General features: G+C 54.5%; 25 protein-coding genes. 24 read left to right on the plus strand and 1 reads right to left on the minus strand.

The features are described 5' to 3' along the window. Window positions 1-1178 precede the first annotated feature (1178 nt). Genes HYQ67_RS10765 through HYQ67_RS10775 form a run of 3 tightly spaced genes read left to right on the plus strand, consistent with a single transcriptional unit; the run spans window position 1179 to window position 2430 of the window. The gene (locus HYQ67_RS10765; protein ID WP_202303696.1) at window positions 1179-1484 is read left to right on the plus strand and encodes a hypothetical protein; all 306 of its coding nucleotides are present in this window, start codon (window positions 1179-1181) and stop codon (window positions 1482-1484) included. After that, window positions 1484-1969, plus strand: coding sequence for a lysozyme (locus HYQ67_RS10770; RefSeq protein WP_202303697.1), 486 nt, complete (start codon window positions 1484-1486; stop codon window positions 1967-1969). Before HYQ67_RS10765 ends, HYQ67_RS10770 begins: the two co-directional genes overlap by 1 nt. After that, window positions 1966-2430 (plus strand): lysis system i-spanin subunit Rz, encoded by a 465-nt coding sequence (locus HYQ67_RS10775; protein WP_202303889.1) that lies wholly within the window; start codon window positions 1966-1968, stop codon window positions 2428-2430. Before HYQ67_RS10770 ends, HYQ67_RS10775 begins: the two co-directional genes overlap by 4 nt. Before the next feature lie 880 nt (window positions 2431-3310). On the opposite strand, the gene HYQ67_RS10780 is transcribed toward HYQ67_RS10775, so the two are convergent. Beyond that, window positions 3311-3808, minus strand: a complete 498-nt coding sequence (locus tag HYQ67_RS10780) for a hypothetical protein (RefSeq protein ID WP_202303698.1) — start codon at window positions 3806-3808, stop codon at window positions 3311-3313. Between the two features lie 523 nt (window positions 3809-4331). Here HYQ67_RS10780 and HYQ67_RS10785 point away from each other — a divergent pair. The 21 genes from HYQ67_RS10785 to HYQ67_RS10885 all read left to right on the plus strand — a co-directional run bounded on the left by HYQ67_RS10785 (window position 4332) and on the right by HYQ67_RS10885 (window position 20337). Continuing rightward, the gene (locus HYQ67_RS10785) at window positions 4332-4880 is read left to right on the plus strand and encodes a terminase small subunit (protein ID WP_202303699.1); all 549 of its coding nucleotides are present in this window, start codon (window positions 4332-4334) and stop codon (window positions 4878-4880) included. Then, complete coding sequence (locus HYQ67_RS10790; protein ID WP_202303700.1) at window positions 4852-6795, plus strand: phage terminase large subunit family protein; 1944 nt, start codon at window positions 4852-4854, stop codon at window positions 6793-6795. The genes HYQ67_RS10785 and HYQ67_RS10790 overlap by 29 nt, the downstream gene beginning before the upstream one ends. After that, window positions 6779-6982: a phage head-tail joining protein gene (locus HYQ67_RS10795; protein WP_202303701.1), complete on the plus strand. Its 204-nt coding sequence runs from the start codon at window positions 6779-6781 to the stop codon at window positions 6980-6982. Before HYQ67_RS10790 ends, HYQ67_RS10795 begins: the two co-directional genes overlap by 17 nt. Then, on the plus strand, window positions 6979-8562 hold the full coding sequence (locus tag HYQ67_RS10800) for a phage portal protein (protein ID WP_202303702.1): 1584 nt from the start codon (window positions 6979-6981) through the stop codon (window positions 8560-8562). The genes HYQ67_RS10795 and HYQ67_RS10800 overlap by 4 nt, the downstream gene beginning before the upstream one ends. Then, on the plus strand, window positions 8546-9832 hold the full coding sequence (locus HYQ67_RS10805; protein ID WP_202303703.1) for a S49 family peptidase: 1287 nt from the start codon (window positions 8546-8548) through the stop codon (window positions 9830-9832). Before HYQ67_RS10800 ends, HYQ67_RS10805 begins: the two co-directional genes overlap by 17 nt. A 9-nt stretch (window positions 9833-9841) precedes the next feature. Then, window positions 9842-10177 carry a head decoration protein gene (locus HYQ67_RS10810; protein WP_202303704.1) on the plus strand — a complete coding sequence of 112 codons (336 nt, stop codon included), beginning with the start codon at window positions 9842-9844 and terminating at the stop codon, window positions 10175-10177. A gap of 40 nt (window positions 10178-10217) precedes the next feature. Beyond that, window positions 10218-11240, plus strand: coding sequence for a major capsid protein (locus tag HYQ67_RS10815; protein ID WP_202303705.1), 1023 nt, complete (start codon window positions 10218-10220; stop codon window positions 11238-11240). Window positions 11241-11317: 77 nt separating this feature from the next. Continuing rightward, on the plus strand, window positions 11318-11773 hold the full coding sequence (gpFI, locus tag HYQ67_RS10820; protein ID WP_202303706.1) for a DNA-packaging protein FI: 456 nt from the start codon (window positions 11318-11320) through the stop codon (window positions 11771-11773). Window positions 11774-11775: 2 nt separating this feature from the next. Continuing rightward, on the plus strand, window positions 11776-12168 hold the full coding sequence (locus HYQ67_RS10825) for a hypothetical protein (RefSeq protein WP_202303707.1): 393 nt from the start codon (window positions 11776-11778) through the stop codon (window positions 12166-12168). Beyond that, a complete protein-coding gene (locus tag HYQ67_RS10830; protein ID WP_202303708.1) occupies window positions 12165-12776 on the plus strand; it encodes a hypothetical protein in 612 nt (203 codons plus the stop codon). Before HYQ67_RS10825 ends, HYQ67_RS10830 begins: the two co-directional genes overlap by 4 nt. Before the next feature lie 3 nt (window positions 12777-12779). Then, on the plus strand, window positions 12780-13337 hold the full coding sequence (locus HYQ67_RS10835; RefSeq protein WP_202303709.1) for a hypothetical protein: 558 nt from the start codon (window positions 12780-12782) through the stop codon (window positions 13335-13337). Further along, window positions 13321-13908, plus strand: a complete 588-nt coding sequence (locus HYQ67_RS10840) for a phage baseplate assembly protein V (protein ID WP_202303710.1) — start codon at window positions 13321-13323, stop codon at window positions 13906-13908. Before HYQ67_RS10835 ends, HYQ67_RS10840 begins: the two co-directional genes overlap by 17 nt. Then, window positions 13909-14247 (plus strand): hypothetical protein, encoded by a 339-nt coding sequence (locus tag HYQ67_RS10845; protein WP_202303711.1) that lies wholly within the window; start codon window positions 13909-13911, stop codon window positions 14245-14247. After that, complete coding sequence (locus HYQ67_RS10850) at window positions 14240-15247, plus strand: baseplate J/gp47 family protein (RefSeq protein WP_202303712.1); 1008 nt, start codon at window positions 14240-14242, stop codon at window positions 15245-15247. The genes HYQ67_RS10845 and HYQ67_RS10850 overlap by 8 nt, the downstream gene beginning before the upstream one ends. Further along, the gene (locus HYQ67_RS10855; protein ID WP_202303713.1) at window positions 15237-15854 is read left to right on the plus strand and encodes a phage tail protein; all 618 of its coding nucleotides are present in this window, start codon (window positions 15237-15239) and stop codon (window positions 15852-15854) included. Before HYQ67_RS10850 ends, HYQ67_RS10855 begins: the two co-directional genes overlap by 11 nt. After that, a complete protein-coding gene (locus HYQ67_RS10860) occupies window positions 15851-17200 on the plus strand; it encodes a phage tail protein (RefSeq protein ID WP_202303714.1) in 1350 nt (449 codons plus the stop codon). Before HYQ67_RS10855 ends, HYQ67_RS10860 begins: the two co-directional genes overlap by 4 nt. A 12-nt stretch (window positions 17201-17212) precedes the next feature. Further along, window positions 17213-17443 (plus strand): hypothetical protein, encoded by a 231-nt coding sequence (locus HYQ67_RS10865; protein ID WP_202303715.1) that lies wholly within the window; start codon window positions 17213-17215, stop codon window positions 17441-17443. A 58-nt stretch (window positions 17444-17501) separates the two neighbouring features. Next, entirely contained in the window at window positions 17502-17687 is a 186-nt protein-coding gene (locus HYQ67_RS10870) for a hypothetical protein (protein WP_202303716.1), read from the plus strand. 10 nt (window positions 17688-17697) lie between these two features. Continuing rightward, a complete protein-coding gene (locus HYQ67_RS10875; RefSeq protein WP_202303717.1) occupies window positions 17698-19140 on the plus strand; it encodes a phage tail sheath protein in 1443 nt (480 codons plus the stop codon). After that, window positions 19140-19646: a phage major tail tube protein gene (locus tag HYQ67_RS10880; RefSeq protein WP_202303718.1), complete on the plus strand. Its 507-nt coding sequence runs from the start codon at window positions 19140-19142 to the stop codon at window positions 19644-19646. Before HYQ67_RS10875 ends, HYQ67_RS10880 begins: the two co-directional genes overlap by 1 nt. A gap of 61 nt (window positions 19647-19707) precedes the next feature. Beyond that, window positions 19708-20337 carry a phage tail assembly protein gene (locus tag HYQ67_RS10885; protein WP_202303719.1) on the plus strand — a complete coding sequence of 210 codons (630 nt, stop codon included), beginning with the start codon at window positions 19708-19710 and terminating at the stop codon, window positions 20335-20337. Window positions 20338-20412 lie beyond the last annotated feature (75 nt).

Consider the following 20412-nt stretch of genomic DNA (forward strand, 5'->3'; position numbering starts at 1 on the left):
AGGTTCCCTGGGCGCTTGACAGGGTTAATAACACAGGTTTAATAATTTTAATTCCGAATTTTAGCTCTCGCCTGCGTCGGGGCTTTTTCATATACGGGAGTACTCTCTGCGCATTAAACCGCAAAGTCTTTCAGGGTTAGCCTTGGTCGGTGCGATCTCTTCTGCGGACAGCACACTTTAAGCATAAAACTCAGATGATGGGCGAACTAGCTGCCTTATCTGAGTTGAAAAAATGTTGTAGTTAATCACCTTTAAAAAAGGATTGAGAAATGCATGCTTACTTGTTACGTAAACACTCGCTATTTTAATATCACAGATAGATAATATCGCATTGATATTAATATGGTGATCTGTATAGTTAATTTAACTATTTAAATAATTGTTTTAAGACTATTGCGTTGCATGCGTAAATTCATCACAGTATTATTTACTCCGCGATATACATGCTGTTTTTTAATTCACTTCGCAAAAAAGTCAAATACCAATCCGCCACTAGCTCATCGGGAAGAGCAACAATAAGGATGTTAATGTTGTCGTACGGAGTTCGAGGCTCCGGTGGCGGTCCAAACAAAAGCTTTCCAGTCTGCGAAGATGGGGTAACCTGGAGTGACTGGAAAGCGCATTCGCATGAACACTGGATATTAAGTAGAGATCGCACTGTCGCCTCCCACGACTGCAATCATCAAATGTTCAGCCGAATAGAATAATTAAGCCGCCCCAGGCGGTTTTCCTTTTCTGGGTGGTTAATTTGTGTATTACAAAGAGATGTTATCTCTGGAATATGAGATGTTTCTTAAACCCCCAAATGAATGAAGAGTTTTGTGGGGATACGATGCTGGCATATAACCACATGCCTGATGTCTAAATATGCTGAAATTTGAATTAGGGAAAAGCATATATCATTATGAAATCACCCGTGGTATTTTTGTCTTGCTGTGTTTTATATGTAGTTCATCGTTAGTAAGTACCTCTTGATCCCCCGCCTCCTGTTTTCGCTCTGGCGGGTTTTTTTTGACTAAAATTCAAGAATAAAAAATTGACTTCTAAAGGCTGCCAATCGGCGGCCTTTTTCCGTTTCGCGCCCATCCAAACAGCTAACCAATATCCTATCTCGCAACCTGGATGAGGCGCATCCCCAATCCCACATAACTCCCGCTAACTACGCGAGGAGCGAGACTATGAAAATGAACGATCAGCCAGGGAGCATTGTTACGCAGTTCTTTGCTGCATTGGCAGCTGTTGCGGCCTACCTGGGAGTGACTACACAGGACGTCGTTTACATGATATTCGGCCTGATTGGTGTCGTCATATCGCTGGCGTCATTTCTGTCTGGTCGGTTAGATGCCTGGCGAAGCCGTAAAGAGGAAAGACAAAGAACCAGAATGCTTCGGGAGTATCTCGACAGTGTTGAAGATAAGCCAAAAGAAGAGCGGCCGGCAGTCGTTAAGGTCGCGGTTGAGGCACTAAAAAAGGCAGGTGAGTAATGGCGATGTCTCCAGCTTTACGCAATAAGATAATCGGTCTCACTGGCGCTAGTGCTCTTACCATTGCAGGCGTGATGATCCCCGATCTCGAAGGCGTCAGGCATGCACCTTATTATGATGTCGCTGGAGTGCTTACTGTCTGTTACGGACACACCGGCAAAGACATTATTCCCGGCAAAAAGTATTCGGCGAAAGAATGCCAGATGCTGCTGACGGAAGACCTCAAGCCATTCGCTAAGTCTGTCGAGCGTTCTGTGAAAGTGCCAGCTACTGAATATCAGAAAGCCGCCTTAATCAGCTTCAGCTACAACGTTGGCGTAAACGCCTTTGAGCACTCATCAGTGCTGAGGCTGCTGAATAGCGGTAATTATATTGCTGCATGCGATGGGCTGCGCCAGTGGATTTATGCTGGTGGTCGAAAATGGAAAGGCCTGATGAATCGCCGCGAAGTTGAGCGTGAAGTCTGCTTATGGGAGCAAAAGTGAGCAGGGTAACAGCCATCATCGCTTCGATAATGATTTGCATCATCGTCACTCTGGCCTGGTTTGCCAGCTACTACCGGAGCAACGCAGCTGATTACAAGCGGCAGCGCGACGACAAAACCCAAAAACTATCCCTGGCTAACTCGACAATAGCCGACATGCAAGTCCGACAGCGCACCGCTGCTGCCCTCGATGAGAAGTACACAAAGGAACTAGCCGATGCAAACGCTGAAAATGCTGCTTTGCAGCGCAAGCTTGATAATGGTGGTCGGGTGTTCGTCAAAGGCCGCTGTCCAGTGCCAGCTGCAACCCCCAGCTCCGGCAGCATGGGCAATGACGCCAGTGTCGAACTCTCTTCAGCTTCTGGACACAACATTCTCGATATCAGGGCCGGAATTACCAACGACCAGGCAAAAGTAAAATACCTTCAGGATTATATCAGGCAGCAGTGCAGAGGTGGTTAGTCAGTAGAAATGGCAAAAAAAATCCAAAGCAGGCTGAGGCACTCATCATTACCTGCTTTGGAGCTACAAACGCAGCGCTTTATTTAAGACAGGGGAAATTTAACTTAAGTCGAAACCTGATTAACCAGAATATTCTTAATGCCATTGTGATTTTTGTTTAGATTTAAACCAGATCCCTTGGCAGTACTGCAAACGCTCAGGCGAATCTGCTCTTTAGCAGGAGGGTCGATAAATTGCGTGAAGCAATAATAAAAAAATCCCCGGCTCAGGGGAAATCCTGATTAGCCGGGGATGACAATATCGCGTCAATGAACAGCAGTTAATTACTCATGCAACCTATCCTGACTCGTTAAGTTTTGAAACATTATTAAATTAATCGTAACAATCGGAATAATTCATATGCATGTAGGGTTAATTGCGCGGTGTGTGGTTAAGACGGCAGGAGTAAAGGGCGCTGGCGAAGAATAAAAAAATACCCCAAAGCAGGGCGCATGATAAACCTGCCTTGGGTGTAATGAATAACATTACTAAAACATGAAGCGTCGTTGAGGAAGGCAATCTTACCGCTGGCCATCCTGATGTTCTTTCTAATAAGTGTCATTTGCTAATGATAATCATTAACAATTTGTGCGATCCAGATTTCAGATACGTGGAATCTGGCAAGCATTCCGTGGCGTAAACCACCATCAGTAATTGATAACTCATGCGACCAGATGCGACTTATTTACCTGAGTGACCATGATATTGACGCAATGGACATGCAGACGAAGCGCGCAGTGCTGGCACAAAGCTGATCACACCTTGTTAATTGTATATAGTCACTGGCATCCGCTGGTGGCTTTTTTATGCGCATCAGGTGCAGTGATTTTCTCGAGTTATTTTAGTGACATTTAATACGTTGCGAATCCAGTGTTTCCAGTGCTTTTAGATATGCCTTGTAAGATCCTTTAGGGGATTCAGTTGCTTGTTTTATTGCTTCTTCCTGAAGTAATGGATCATTGCCAGCTTTATCGGCTGAATAGAAAGTCATCATAATGCGCAAAGCAACGATAGCCATGTCCGATGGAGCATAAACCATAACCTCGGTGGCACTAGTTACCACTGGTAGAATTTGCTGTCTGAGTTCTGATCTTGTCATGGGTTGCGTTAGGCCAGGGGAGAAGGCAAATTCAGTAATAGAGACCATAAGGTTTTTATATTTTTCTCTTAGCTGGGCCTCTTGTTTATCTACTCTTGCTATACAGGCGGTAGTTGAAATTGCACTGGCCTGCAGATAGCTCCCATACCAGCCAAATAAAGCGGTTACGAACGCACCAAGAAACGCTGTTATGACTGGAAAAATTATAGCGAACCTTTTTTGTTTACTGTCTCGTTCCATGCAAGTTTGCTCCGAATTTATTTATTTTGCGGTTGGTTGTACAGGGTTGTTTCGCCAGGGTATTAAAAGGAAATACCTGAACCAATGCCTGCACTCATGCCCTCACTACCACCAGTTGCGCCCACACCGACACCTGAAGAGCAAGACGACAGCACCAGCGCGATAACGAGCAAACACACATATCTCATAAGCAAACCCTTATGTTAATAGGGATATTTCGTGAGGTTACTACTGAAACATACCCGGTGTCATGCAGCGAATGGATGAAGATGAGGCTGAGAATGTCCAGATACGAATGATTATCGTATCGGGTCCTTTCCGGCTCCTGCAAGCACTGAGGGGATGTATACCCGCAGGCTCCCGCTATTTACGAAAATTTCTGGCGATCTGGCAGATCCGTTCTTCTGGTTGGTAATTATTTGTTTTTATTGTCAATGTGAATAATAAGAAAGGATCTAACATGGCTATTTTGTATCTGAAAACCTCTTAATCAGATCCTTTCTCAATTTTTCGGCGAGTCGTAATGAAACTGAACAAAAAAAAACTGGCTGATATGTTCGGTGTTGACGTTCGTACGATCACGACATGGCAGTCGCAAGGTTTGCCTGTCATCTCTGGTGGTGGAAAAGGCGTAGAGACCCTCTTTGACAGCGTTAATGCAATACGCTGGTATACCGATCGAGATACCGCTCTAGAAAATGAAAAACTGCGTCGGGAACTGGAAGAGCTAAGAAGCGCGAATGAGGAGAACCTACAGCCGGGTACGATTGAATATGAACGTTATCGGCTGACAAAAGCACAGGCTGATGCCGTGGAAATGGATAATGCCAGAAAAGAGGCTTTGCTGGTGGACACCGAATTTTGCACTTTTGTACTTGGGAAGGTTGTTGGGCAAATCGCAAGCATTCTGGACACTATCCCTGCCGGGTACCAGCGCAAATTCCCCGGTACCAGCACAAAGCATATTGATCACCTGAAAGATGAAATCATTCGTGCACGTAATAAGGCTGCAAATACCGGAGAGAAGGTTCCACAATTTTTAGATGAATATCTCAACATCGCTCAAACATAATCTTACCGCAGCGATCAAGTTAGGGTTGGCAGGGCTTTTCAAACCTGCTGAATTGACTGCTGTTGAATGGATGGATGAACACTACTATCTGCCGAAAGAAAATAATTATCAGGAGGGACGCTGGGAAACTCTTCCATATCAAAAAGCCATCATCAATGCGATGGGATCGGACGAAATACGCCGGGTTAATGTTGAGAAATCAGCACGCGTAGGGTATTCGAAAATGTTGTTCGGAGTGCAGGCCTATTTCATTGTACATAAACAACGAAGCATCATTACCTGGCTACCCACTGACGATGATGCCAAAGACTTCATGAAGGTGGATGTCACGCCGACGATCCGGGACGTACCACCATTACTTTCTCTGGCACCCTGGTACGGCAAAAAGCATAAAGACAATACCATCACCCTGAAAAGTTTTGCTAACGGCAGGAGTCTTCGTGTACTCGGAGGCAAATCAGCCAAAAACTATCGTGCGAAATCGGTAGATGTTGTCGCCTATGACGAATTGTCTTCGTTTGATGCTGATATTGAAGGGGAGGGATCCCCCATCAAACTTGGTGATAAACGTATTGAAGGCTCTGTATGGCCTAAAAGTATTCGCGGCTCGACGATGAAAATCAAAGGTCTGTGTCAGATGGAAAAAGCAGCAGGAGAATCAGCGTATCTGATGCGCTTTCATATCCGCTGCCCACACTGTAGTGAGTATCAGTTTCTGAAGTTTGGGGACAAACAAACGCCGTTCGGTTTTAAATGGGATCGCGGCCATCCGGACTCTGTTTATTACCTCTGTGAGAATAATGGTTGTGTCATTCGTCAGCATGAACTCGACTACACCGGCTCACATTACATTTGCGAAAACACGGGTATCAGAACTGCAGATGGTATTTACTGGCAATCCTCAACGGGCGAAGAAATCTCGCCACCTCTGAATGTCACTTTCCACATCTGGACAGCTTACAGCCCTTTCACCACCTGGCTTCAGATAGTGACTGAATTTGAAGATGCGATTGGTGATCCCGCCAAGATGAAAGCCTTTGTAAATACGACAAAAGGCGAAACGTGGTCGCCGGAAGTTGGCGAGCGTCCTGATTCGGTAGCAATAGTCGAACGAAAAGAAACCTACGCCGCCAGGGTTCCTGAACGCGCCGTGTATCTTACCGCTGGCATCGACTCCCAGCTGGACCGCTACGAAATGCGCGTCTGGGGATGGGGGCCGGGTGAAGAGTCCTGGCTGATTGACCGGGTTATCGTCATGGGCCGACACGACGACGAAGAAACGCTGCTGCGCGTGGATGAGGCTATCAACAAGCGCTATACCCGTCAGAACGGCACTGAGATATCCATTTCCCGCATCTGCTGGGACAGCGGCGGCATCGACCCGGATATTGTCTATAAGCGCTCCCGTATGCACGGTCTGTTCCGGGTTATCCCGATCAAGGGATCGTCCGTTTACGGCAGGCCGGTTGCGGATATGCCCCGCAAGAAGAACAAAAAGGGCGTGTATTTGACGGAAATCGGCACCGATACCGCAAAAGAGCAAATCTATCACCGGATGACCCTGGTGCCGGAGAACGGCGAGCCGTGTCCCGGCGCAATTCACTTCCCTGATGACCCCGATATTTTCGACCTGATCGAAGCAGAGCAGCTGACTTCCGAGGAGCTGGTCGAGAAGAAGGTAAAAGGCAAAAGCGTGCTGGTCTGGGACAACAAAAAACGCCGCAACGAGGCGCTGGACTGCAAGGTTTATGCGCTGGCGGCCTGGCGTATCAGCAAAGCCCGCTTCCAGGTCGATCTGGATGAGCTGCTGGCGAGCCAGCAGGACGATACCGCTCAGCGCCGGAAACAGGACAGCCTCCAGGAACTGGCAGCGCTGGCTAAACAATTAGGAGGTAACAATGGGGACAATGACTGACCTGATCGAAGCCCGTCGCGCGTTGCATGAGCTGGTTATCGGAAAACGGGTGGCCACCATCATGAAAGACGGACGCCGGGTGGAGTATTCTTCCATCAATATTGGCGACCTGAGAAAGTACATTAAAGAACTTGAGGACGAGCTGGGCCTGTCAAAACGCCGCGCGCCAGTGAGGTTCTTCCTTTGAATCAGTTACTCGGACCGGACGGCTTAACGCCGCTGCGTGAATACGCAGGCTATCAGGGGGGCGGGAGCGGATTTGGTGGTCAGTTACGGGACTGGAACCCATCGCTGGAAAGTGCCGACGAGGCGCTTTTGCCGACGTTTGAGCGCGGCAATGCCCGCGCGGAGGATCTGGTACGTAATAACGGCTATGCCGCCAATGCCATTCAGCTTCATCAGGACCATGTGGTCGGGGCGTTCTTTCGTCTCAGCTACCGGCCTAACTGGCGCTATCTGGGGATGACACAGGAGGATGCGCGCGCCTTTGCCCGCGACGTAGAGGACGCGTGGTGGGAGTTTGCAGAGGATGACCACTGCTACATCGATGCCGAGCGCAAGCGCACGTTTACGATGATGATACGCGAGGGTGTCGCAACCCATGCGTTCAACGGCGAGCTGTTTGTCCAGCCCTGCTGGGATAAGCGCAGCAGTCGCGTCTTCAAAACGCAGTTCAGGATGGTCAGCCCCAAACGCATCAGCAACCCGTGGGGAAAATGTGACAGCAAAAACCTCCGGGCAGGCATCCAGACTAATGATGCGGGTGCGGCGATGGGCTATCACGTCAGCAGCGATGCGTACCCGTCCTGGACGGCTCAGGAATGGAAATTCATCCCGCGCGAACTGTCCAGCGGTCGCCCCGCGATGATCCACATTTTCGAACCACTGGAGGATGGCCAGAGCCGGGGAGCGAATCAGTTTTACAGCGTGATGGAGCAGATGAAAATGCTCGATTCGCTGCAAAAAACGCAGCTTCAGAGCGCGATTGTCAAAGCGATGTATGCGCTGACCATTGAGAGCGAGCTGGACAGCACCAGCGCGCAGGAGTTTCTGCTGGGCAGCGGCGAAGAAGGGAGCAAAAGCAAATTCAACGACCTGCTGAAAGTGCTGAATACCTACTACGCTGCTTCACCGGTCAAAATGAACGGCGTAAAAGCCTCGCACCTGGCTCCGGGCGACTCACTGAACCTGCTGACGGCACAAAATGCCGACAACGGTTTCTCCACGTTTGAAGCCGCGCTGCTGCGCAATGTCGCCGCTGGTCTTGGCGTTTCCTACGAGCAGCTGTCCCGTAATTATTCTCAGCTGAGCTATTCCACCGCCCGCGCGAGTGCGAATGAGTCCTGGGCCTACTTTATGGGCCGCAGAAAGTTCATCGCTGCCCGCATGGCCAGCCAGATGTTTCTCTGCTGGCTGGAAGAAGCCATTATTCGCGGCGTTATTCGCCTGCCGTCCCGCGCTAAATTTGCTTTTCATGAGGCCAGAAACTCCTGGTCAAAATGCGAGTGGATTGGCTCCGGGCGCATGGCGATTGACGGCCTGAAAGAGGTTCAGGAAGCCGTGATGCTTATCGAGGCTGGGCTGAGCACGTTCGAAATCGAATGCGCAAAACGCGGTCTGGATTATGAGGATGTCTTTGCTCAGCAGGTGCTGGAAATGGAGGCGCGTAGAAAGGCAGGGCTGAAACCGCCCGCGTGGGCGGCTCAGATATTCAGCAATAACATGCAGCAATCAAATCAGGAGGGCGCAGATGCAAACGCTGCGTAATTTACCCCATATCGCCGGAATGGCGTTTAATCAGCCGCTTTTACTGGAACCCGCCTACGCGCGGGTTTTCTTTTGCGCGCTCGCCAGCCAGATGGGCATTAACAGCGTGCGCGGGACGGGCGGCGAGCTGATAACCGGCGAGCAACTACCGGCAGAGCTGGCGATGTTCGGCGACGAGCGCCAGTCGGCACGGCGCACCTATCAGGTGAGCAACCGTATCGCGGTTATTCCCGTCAGCGGGACGCTGGTCAGTAAAGGCAGCTTCATGAACAGCCTGTCGGGGATGACCGGCTACAACACAATCATTTCGACGCTTCAGCAGGCTATCAACGACCCGGACGTGGACGGCATCCTGCTGGACATGGACACGCCGGGGGGCATGGTATCGGGCGCATTTGACTGTGCCGACAACATCGCCCGGATGCGTGAAATCAAGCCCATCTGGTCACTGGCCAACGACATGAACTGCAGCGCCGGCCAGCTGATTGCCAGCGCGACAAGCCGTCGCCTGGTGACGCAGACGGCGCGCACCGGCTCAATCGGTGTGCTGATGGCGCACAGCAACTATGCAGGAAAGCTTGAGCAGGACGGCGTTGAAATCACGCTCATTCACAGCGGGGCGCGCAAAGTTGACGGCAACCCGACAGAAAAACTGCCGGAGGATGTCCGGGCGCGCTTTCAGGCACAGATAGACGCAACCCGGCAGATGTTTGCGCAGAGCGTAGCGAAACACGGCTCAATGAGCATTGAGCAGGTACTGGCGACCGAGGCGGCGGTGTATTCCGGCGCGGAGTCGCTGGAAATCGGGCTGGCTGATGAGCTGGTCCTCAATACGGATGCCGTTGCCGTTATGCGCGATGCCATCGGAAGTAAAACACTCACACGCAACAGCGGAGGAATGATGTCGAAAGACACGACTACGGCGAACAGCCAGCCGGGAAACGAAGCCCTGGAAAATACAACAATGAGCACCCCGCACAGCGACGAGCAGCTGCAGGCCGCCGTGCTGGGGGAAAACCAACGCATCATGGGGATTATGGGCTGTGATGAGGCAAAAGGGCGTGAGGCACAGGCACAGGCGCTGGCGGCGACACCGGGCATGAGCGTTGCGGATGCGCAGCGCATCATGAGCGCCACCCCGTTGAGCGCGCAGGCCCGCACGGACACCGCGCTGGACGAGCTGATGGCGCAATCTCCTGATGCTCTCGGCGCAGGTTCAGCATCTGGCGAAGATGCCGAACTGATCGACCTGATGAACACCCCTGTTTAAGGACACAACATGACGACTGAAATTTTTGAGTTTGACCAGCCGAACGGCGGCAGCGACCCGGCCTACACAGGCATCCTCGCCAGCGGCCTGACGGAGCCAGCCTCCAGAATGACCCCCGTAGCACTCGGTGTCGTGGGTGACGGGAACGCAGGAACAGCGGTTTTATGGAAAGGGCTTGCAGGAGGCGGCGTAGGCCTGCTGGCGTTAGATGTTGACGGAACCGAAGAGAAAATCACGGTCTGGAAAAGCGGGACGTGGCGCAAAGAGGATATCAACTGGCCCGATGGGGTTTCTGATGTCCAGAAACAAAACGCCTTTGCCGGTACTGCGCTGAGCGTTATCTAAATAATCAGGCCACTCAGTGGCCTTTTTTACAGGAATTTTTATGTCATTTACGACAACGAAACTCATTGCTGCTACGCAGCAAAAATTCAAGTTCGACCCGCTTTTTCTGCGCATCTTTTTCCGTGAAACCTACACGTTCGACACGGAAGAAGTGATGCTGTCAAAGATCCCGGGCAACGTGGATATGGCGCTCTATGTCTCTCCGACCGTGAGCGGCAAAGTCATTCGCTCCCGTGGCGGCCTGCGCCAGACCTTTACGCCTGGCTATGTTAAGCCAAAGCACGAAGTGACGCCGAACATGGTTGTGCGTCAGCTGCCGGACGAAGACCCTAATAACCTCAAAGACCCGGCCTACCGCATGCGCCGCATCGTTTTGTCCAACCTGAAAGATGAAGAGCTTTCTATCCAGCAGGTGGAAGAGCGACAGGCGGTGGATGCGGTGCTGAACGGCAAGTACATCATGACCGGCGAATCTTTTGAACCGGTTGAGGTGGACATGCAGCGCTCGCCGGAAAACAACATCGTCCAGGCTGGCCCCGCCGCATGGAGTGCGCAGGACAAGGAAACCTTTGACCCGACGGACGACATTGAAGCCTACGCGCTGAACGCCGCCGGTGCCGTGAATATCATCGTTTTCGATCCGCGCGGCTGGGCGCTGTTCCGCTCGTTTAAAGCAGTAGAGAAAAAACTGGATACACGCCGCGGCTCCAACTCCGCGCTGGAAACTGCCCTGAAAGATTTGGGCGCGGCTGTCTCCTATAAAGGGATGTTTGGCGACGTGGCCATCGTGGTGTATTCGGGCCAGCACATTGTCGATGGCGTGAAGAAAAACTACCTGCCGGATTTAGTCATGGTGCTGGGCAACACCCAGGCGCGAGGTCTGCGTACCTACGGCGGCTGTCAGGATATTGAAATTATCAACGAAGGCGTTGTGAAAGGCACGCGATTCCCGAAAAACTGGGTCCAGAAGGGCGACCCGGCCCGCGAATACACCATGACGCAGGCAGCACCGCTGATGCTCCTGGCTGATGCGGACGAGTTCGTTTCCGTTCAGCTGGGTTAATCCCGTCAGCAACACCTTTCCATAAAACAGGAGGCAGGGCGCAAGCCCGGCCTCTTTTTGCTTATTGAGGAATACCCATGTCAGAGAAAACCGATTTACTGAAAGCGCTCGCTGAGCTGGCGGTGAAGCTGGACCGCAAGCCCCCGACTGACGGCACGATTGCGGAGCTTAAAGTGCTGCGCACCGAATGGACCACAGAAGTGACCGCGCTGGATGAGCCGAACGAACCGGACGAGCCGGAAGAAACAGAAGAAGCGGAGGACGCTGAAAAGGTGGACGAACCCGCGCCGGAGAAAACCGACGTCAATCCGACGCCAGCCGCCCCCGACACGACAGCTAAAAAACCGGAAGCCCCGACGGCATCCGACAACGACGAGCCGCTGGTGCGCTTTGTTGCCGTGGTCACGCTGCACGTCAACGCGGTGGATGATAACGGCAATCTGCAGCCGGTTGTCGTGGCGGGCAACGCCGCCCGCCTCCCTGCAAAGGTATTCAGCGCCCTGCGGGACAAGCGACTGGTTAAAGGCGTCTGATAATGGACGGATTCGACAGCCTGTTTGATAAAGCTATGCGCGATGCGGATGCGCACATCATGGACCGGATGTCGTCTCCGTTCACGCTCCAGCTGCGCGGCGGTGGTGAAATGACCATCAACGCCATTTACGATACGGCGCTGGAGTTTGCCAGCGGCAAAGTGAACAGCCAGACCCCGCGTCCGGTCAATGTTTCCTTTGAGCATGGCGTCCTCAGCGTCCTTAACCAGCGCATTGACCGCGAGGTTATTGCCGGTGCCCGCGTGAACACGCCGCAGGGCATGAAGGTGGTCGGGCCGGTGCATTATCAGGACCGCACCACCACGATCATCGAATTAACCGTTCCCGGAGGCGTTAAGCTGCCGGGCGGGAGCGGCGTGAGGTTCGGACAATGACGGGCCTGTATATGCAGCTGGACGAGGAAAAACTCGACCGGCTGGTCGGGCTTTTTGCTGATTTATCCCCGCAGCTCATCAAGCTGGCCTTCCATCGCGCCCAGCGGCGTACTGAGGGCACCATACGGCAGCAGGCCGTGCGGTTAATGCAGCAGCGACTGAATCTGGCCGCAGGCGCGCAGAAGCGCCTTAAAACGCGTATTCAGGCGTACATGAAGCCGTCAGCCGCCGATGCCTCCGAAATGAAATACTGGTTTGGCCTTAACGGGCTTGATCCTGCCATGTTTCGCGGCGGTATTCGCCGTGTAAAAGGCGGGCTGATGATTCGTGGCACCTACTACGAGCAGGCCTTTGTGAGCCTTATCGGCGGCAGAAAGAAGGTGATGCAGCGTGTGGGACAGTCGGCATACCCCATTGTAAATATCACGATCCCCATTTCCGACGAGATGACCGTTGCCCTGGAAGATGAGCTGTTTGAGCGCATCCCGGACATTTTCCTGCGTCATTTTGAAACCGATCTGCGGGGCCGGGTGAAGTCCGACGCGTGGAAAAACGGCTGGGCTGACAACAACCTCGCTGCAGCGCAGCGAAATATCAAGGTGTGGTAAATCATGAGCATTGCAATCGAATCGCCCGGTCAGTTCTACGACCAGGTGGTCAGCGAGCTGCGCCGCCGGATTGTCTCAGGCGTGGCCATCGTTGAATACGGCGACATCTGGAAAACCGAAGTCACGGAGCCGGCCATCGTCGTCCAGCTGGAGGACGCGCACCCCGGCACCCGGCAGGCCACCGGTCGCTACACCCACCGGCACATTATCACCGCCCACTGCCTTATCCCCGTATCCGTGCCGAAAGCCACGCTGACGGCGACAGACCTGGCAAGCGAGGTTGAGCGCATCATTGATTTAAACCGTTTTGGCATAGACCCGAAATACATCGGCGCGCCAGAGATTCAGGTGAACGGGGATACCAGCTATCTGTTCGGTTTTGATGGCGTGGTGGCGCGGGGCGTGCAGTGGATCCAGCCGCTGTATCTCGGCAGGGATTATTTTGCTGATGATGAGGTGCGCGGCAGCGTGTGGCTGGCGATTAACCCGACAGACCCTGAAAGCCGGGACGAGTACCATCAGATTGAACCGCAGGAGGATGCCGGTGAAGGCACTGCTTAAGCAAATGCTCGCGCCGGTGCATGAGGCGCTGGCGGGCCTGCATGAGTCGGCGGAGGACAACCGCCGCCAGGGTAACAACCTGATTTGCAAAGGCGTGGTGAAGTCCGCACCGGGCGGGACGAAGGTTGTCGTTGAAATCGGCGAAAACACCACGCCGCCCATTCAGTTTCTGGTTCCCGCAGCGGGTGTCACCTCGCACTATCGCTGCCCGTCGCCGGGGGAAATCGCCATCGTGCTGAACTTTGGCACCGGCGACGACTTCAGCAGTTGCGTGGCGCTGTGCGGGCTGTTTTCCGGCAGCTTCCCGTTCCCGACAGAAAACCCCGATGAGGTACTGACGGTATTCGGGGATAAGGCCTACACCAAAATCGATGTTCCCAGCGGCAAAATGACCATTCACGCTGCCGGAGGCGTGGAGTTTGTTAACACGCCGGAGGTGAAAAACACCGACGGCGAAATGGCCGACAAGGTTCGCGCGATGTCCGGCGACCGTGCGATTTATGACGGTCACAACCACACCGGCGACGATGGTGGAAATACCAGCACACCGAAACAAAAACAGGGAGGCTGAATGCTGGGTATGGACCGGCTCACCGGGCGGGCCATTGATGATACTGACCAGCTGACTTCCCGGCTGGGGCAGGTGATGACCACCCCGAAAGGCGCACGCAACAGGCTGCGCGACTTTGGCTCTGACGTACTGAAATACCTGAGCGCCAACCTCTCCCCCACAACCGCACTGCTGATGAAGTCCGCCGCCAGTGACGCGCTCAACGAGCCGGTGAACGGACTGCTTGACTTCAGCTGCAGTAAAATCAACATCCACCCGAAAACGGGCGGCTGCGTGATGGAGTTTGTGGGGCTGTTTAACGGAAAGACAAAAACAGTGAGCGTATCCCTCAATGTTTAACCCCTTAACGGACCGACTACCGGTTCCCGATGCGCTGACGGTGACGGGCGCAACCGCCCGACTGCCTGAGCTGAAACAGGCGCTGATTGCCGAGGTGACGCGCCTGCGTCCGGCTGATGCGACAGCCATTACGCAGACGCTGCAAAACAATGCGGAAATGCTCACGGTGCTGCTGCAGGCGATGTCGCAGGTTGTCACCAACCGGGAGCGCCGTGCGAACTGGCAGATGCTGCAGATGCTCCTGCTGTGGGCCGAGGACAGCAATCTGGATGCCCGCGCGGCGGATTTTGGTATCAAGCGGCAGGTGATAGCCGAAGGCGACCCGGACGCTATCCCGCCCATTCCCGATGAGATGGAAAGCGATGACGATCTGCGCTTTCGTTCGCTGCTTGCGCCCTACGGGTTCGCCACGACGGGGAGCCGGACGGCGTATAAATTTCACGCCATGACGCTCGGTGAAAAGCCGCACGTCACCATCGAATCCCCGGAGGCGGGAACCATCACCATGACCTACCGGTTTCCTGACAACTCGGCCCCGGCAAAAGTCCGTGACGCCAGTCCACGCGTGGAAGAGCCGGGAACCGGCAAGGTCGGCGTGTGGCTGCTTTCGCGCGAAACGGAGAACGGCATCCCCAGCGAAGAGCTTCTGGCCGCCGCGCAGGCGTACCTGCGTCGTGAGGATGTGGCGCTGGAAACCGACATTATCACCGCCTACGCAGGCCAGCCGCTGGAATACAAAGTCCGCGCGGTCCTGCACGGCAAGAACACCCCGGACGGGCTGATTGACGTGGAGGCTATCCGGTCAGAGCTGGACACCTACACGAAGAACTCGCTGCGCCTTGAGGGCATCATTGATGAATCGGTGCTGTATTACCTGATGCAAAAGCCACAGTCGGTGACGAGCGTGGATTTGCTGGAGCCGGTGGAAACCGTCCGGGCAGATCATACCCAGGCACCGTACTGCACCGGCATTGAGCTTGAGGTGGTTTATGACCGCTGATGCCAGTATTCAGACCGATAACCGCTCCGGGCTACAGCACGCGCTGGAAAACCTGCTCGACGGCTGTCTGGCCGTGATTGAGGCCGAAGCCCCGTACCGCACGCTGCTTTTTCCCCTACAGACCCCGGCGCAGTATTTACCGGCGCTGGCCATTGAGCGCGGCGTCATGGACTGGGCCGCGGATGATGCAGAAATCGCCGTGCGTGACACGGTGGCGAACGGGCTGATTATTCAGTCCCACGCCTGCACCCGGCAGGGGATAGCGGATGCGCTCTCGGCGCTGGGCTTTGATGTCACGGTTGAGCGCAGCGGACCGTATGTGCTGCGCGTCATTGCTCATTTACTGGAGCAGCCGCTGGATGAGGCGACCACGCAGCGCGTGCTGGCGCGTATCAACGCCTACAAGGCCGAGCGGGACATTGCGGACCTGCAACTGGTTCGCCAGACGATCACCCGCGTTTACATCGGCGTGGCCAGCGCGACCGGCACTGAACTCAGTATCGGGCCAAAACCCCCGGAGCCGGTCCAGCTGACTGCCCGAGGCTACAGCGCCAGCGCCATTTACGCAGTAACCGAAATCACCATTCCATTCAGGGAGACACTATGAGCGACTATTACGGCATCCTGACGACGGCGGGAGCCGCCGTCTGCGCACAGTCCGTCGAAACGGGGCTGGCCGCAAATATCAGCACGTTTGTGATTGGCGACGGCAACGGCTCTGTTCCGCAGCCGAATGCGGCGCAGACCGAACTGGTTAACACCGTTTTTACCGGGCAGCTGAACAGCCTGTCACGGGATAAAATTAATCCGGCCATCCTGATTGCCGAAGCGGTGCTGCCCGCTTCCATCGGGCCATTCTGGATACGCGAGATGGGGATTAAAACGACGGACGGCACGCTGGTTGCCGTCTGCTCGTTACCGCCACAGTACAAAGTCGCCACGGAAGAGGGCGCGTCCGGGACGATGGTCATCAAGATGAACGTCATCTTTACCGAAGGGGCCAACGTCACGCTGATTGTTGATGATACCGCCGTGCTGGCCACGCGCAGCTACGTTGACCAGGCGGTTTCTGACGAGATGGCGGCACATCTCGCGGCAGAGGATCCACATCCTCAATACATCCTGGAAACGGACGCGGATGCGAAGTATCTGCAGATTAACGAGAACCTCGCAGAGATAGCGGCAGCAGGAGAGGCTGCGCAAAAGGCATCGCTGGCTAATTTGGGCCTTACGGACGAGATGTTTTATGGACGCTTAATTAAGCGCACATATTATCCGTATTCAAAAAACCATACGTTTGCCCCGGAAAGCCGACGTTATAAGGCGCTGATAATGGGAGCCGGTGGCTCAGCCGGAGGATGCCTGGCTATTCCTGCTGATACTGGCGGTAACCCAAGCCAGACGGAACTATGGATTTCTTCAGGCGGAGCGGCAGGCGATTACCTGGAAGTCTGGGATGATGTTCCAGAAACCGGAAGCGCCAGTGTAATAGTTGGCAGTGGTGGCAGGTCTGTATCCACCTCATCGTATGGTGCTGCAGGGGGCGATTCGTCCGTTGATACGCATGTTGCTCCGGGTGGGGGAGGAGGGAATGGTAGGAAAATAACGCGGACAGGTTTTTATTCTGTCGAGGGCGGGTTGCGAATAGGCGCATGGCAGCAGCCGTCCGACAGCGTGAAAATTGTTGTTGGTGCCTGCGGCGATTCGTCCATGTTCTTCCCGACCGACGACAGCCGCTATCCTGGCGGAATGGCGTCAGGCGGTAGCGGAGGGCGGAGTCCGTTCTATACGCCTCGTGATATTCATCCGAGCTATAACGGAGGAACAGGAACGAGCGGGACATTTGGCGCGGGAGGGTCGGGGTCATATCATCAGGATCCAGAGGATACGATAAAGGCCAGGCCCGGCGGCATGGGTGGTAATGGTTTTGTTGTCATTGAAGAGTACAGCTGATGCAGGTGGCGAATGATGAGTGAAAATATTAAGCAAGTGGCAATGATTGAGGCATCGTCCAATATCGTTGCGAATGTCGTAGCGGTTGAGGGGGATGAAAAAGAAATGCAGATGTCTGGATTCTATTTCGTCAGTTCAGGAGACGATGTTTTTTGCGAACCTGGAATGTACTACAACCCGGCGGACGACCTGTTTTATTTTGACGCTGCGCTGACGCAGCTGACACGACCTGACCGGGCGTAACACCGGTCAATGAATTTTTATGGCGACTACGGTCGCCTTTTTTACGCCCGGAGAAACTATGGCGAACAAAAAATATGTTGTTGTGCGCGGGATTGAGCATCCCGGCAGCGGTCACTGGCTTGATGCCGGAACGACTATTGAGCTGACGGAGCGACAGGCCAAAATCCTGCTGCTGAACGGTCACATTAAACCGGCAGACACGGCCCACGCCGCACCTGCCCCACAGATGAAAAAACGTAAATAAAGGAGCGGTAATGCCAGAAATTACCAGTTTTGTGCATAACGGCGCGAGCGTAGAGAGCAAGAAAGCGCCGCAGCCAATGGGGCCTGCAGGTGCGACCGTCTTTGGTCTGGTCGGCACCGCCCCCAATCTCGATCCGGGCATTCCGCTTAACAAACCGTATCGTATCGCCAACCCGGCGCAACTGGCGGCCCTTGACCCTACGGGAGCCGAGGCCGGGACGCTGTATCCGGCCATTGCCGCGATTCAGCAGCTGGCGAGCGTGTCGATTTATGCCGTGGTGGTCGCGGAAGGGGATGATGCCCCGGAAGACAAGGACTACACCGGCACGGTCGTCTCCGCGAGGGATGATGCGGACAGCGGCAACGTGGTCATCGTCATCAAGGACAGCACCCTGACCGCTGACGTCACCGACCCGACCGGCTGGAGCGTGACCATTGGCGATAAAACCGCTGACGTGGTGAGCTTTACCGTCAGCGACAGCGATACGCTGGTTTTATCCGGCGCAACCGGCCTGACCGCAGCGGATGTTGTTGTTGATTCAAATATCACGATCAGCGGCAAAGATATGACCAGCAACTCCACGGTCGCTAACGTCATCGGCGGCGTGGATGCGGCAACAGGGCGCATCACCGGTATGCAGGCGCTGAAAAACACCCAGGAAACGCTGACGCATATCAGCGCGCCGGGATTCAGCCAGAAGCCGGTTCACGATGCGCTCGCCGCGCTGGGTGCGAAAATCTACGCCATTCCGGTCGGCGATGGCCCGTCCACCAATGACCAGGACGCGATTGATTTGTCTGAGTCAATGGCGGTCACCGGCACCGGCTACGACCAGTTCTACCTGGTCGATCCGATGGTGAAAGTCTGGAGCCAGGCGGAGGCCGATTACGTGTACGGCTCAGCCTCAGCGCAGGCGCTGGCGTGTTTTGCGCGAGTGAAAGCGTGGGAGTCTCCGGGCAAGGGCCGCATGGGGGTAAACATCGAGGGGCTGCAGCGCCATATTGACTACAACCTGCTGGATAAAACCACCAACGGCGACTTGCTCAACCGCTACGGCGTGAGCTATTTCGCGCGCACCTCCATCGGCGGTTATTCCCTGATTGGCAACCGTACTGTTTCCGGGCGTTTTGTCTCTCAGGTCGGACTTGAGCACACCATTATCCGCAAGCTGCTCGGCACCACCGAGCCGGGCATGGGTGAAAACCTGACAAAAACCTTTATGGACCAGCGCGTCAACCTGATTAACGACTGGCTGTCGGGGCTGGCGACCGAGGAGGCGCTGATTGGGGCCAGAGTCTACCTGCACCCGACGCTGAACACCGTGGACAACTACCGCAACGGCGAGTGGCACATTGCCATTAACTACGCCGGGTTCAGCCCGAATGAACACGTCGTGTATCACCTCAATGAGGATACCGGCATCGTTGAATCCTTCCTGGAGAGCATCCTGTAATGGCTGGAGTATTAACCCGCATGGCGCAACGCGCCGTAATTCAGGGGCTGCCGCTGTATCTGAAACTGGAAGACGTATCAGATCCGGCACCCAAAAAAGTCATGGAAAAAACACGGGGCGGCTCGTTCGTTGAGCGCGAAGTCTCGACCGGCATTGAGGCCATGACCGCCATGCTGACCATCAAAGGCGCGCTGCAGGCGGAGCTTGCGATGTACGGCCTGCAAAAAGGGAAGCTGTGCGCGGTCACGGTGGATGAAGCCTATCAGGACGAGGATGGCAACCCGTACGCCGTGAAAGCCGAGTGGGTGGGCGAGGTCAACAACATTGAGGACAGCAACACCAAAATGGGCGAGCTGTCGCAGACCGTGCTGACCTTCTCCTGCAAGCGCAAAAAGAAAACCATCAACGGCAAAATCTGCTGGGAGGTGGCGAACGACGGCAGCGTGGTCAATCTCGGTCAGGAGGACTTCCTCGCACCGTTCCGGGCCATCGTTGGCCTGAGCTAACCCTTCTGTTCCCAACCCCAACCCCGCCGTCGAGCGGGGTTTTTTCGTCTATGGAGTCTCTATGTCCTACACCCGCAAAATCACCCTCGTTTACCCGTTAACCACCGCGACCGGCGTCCTCAGCGAGCTGACCGTCAGTACCCTGAGCGCAAAGCAGACGCGTGAAATTGGCAGGAAGCACGACACCGACAACGACCCGTCCGGTTTTCACGCAATGGATCAGGAGTTTGAGCTGGCCACCGCGATGACGGGCCAGCCGGATGACGTTATCGCCCAGCTGAAAAAGCCGGACTACAACAGCCTGACCGCGCAGATTGACCGCCTGACCAACTACAACACCGAAGAGCTGCTGGAAGAGGATGCTGACGAGCAGCGCGAAGCCGGAAACGCGGTTATCCCGCTGGCGTTCAACAAAGATAATCCGCCGCTGCTGGTTCCGGTTAACGACCCGATTACCGGTGACATCACCCACTGCCAGATGCAGCCGCCAACGGTCGGCCTGACCCGCCAGCTGCGCAACGAGAAGGATGCGCACAAGCGCGGCATGATGGTGGCCAGCACCTGCACCGGGCTGCACCCGGACATTATCGACCAGTTCCACATGCCGGACTTTAACTACCTGATGGAGCGCGTGAACGATTTTTTGTCACAACCGGGGGCATTCTTTCAGACGGAGACGTTGACCGACTGACGGACGTCCTGCCGCTGGTCTACCACGCCAGCGAAGGTGAAATTCTCTCCTGGCAGGTTCCGCGCGCCCTGAAAC

It is taken from the genome of Dryocola clanedunensis subsp. sulfonylureivorans, from assembly GCF_016756775.1.
Classification (GTDB): Bacteria; Pseudomonadota; Gammaproteobacteria; order Enterobacterales; family Enterobacteriaceae; genus Dryocola; species Dryocola clanedunensis.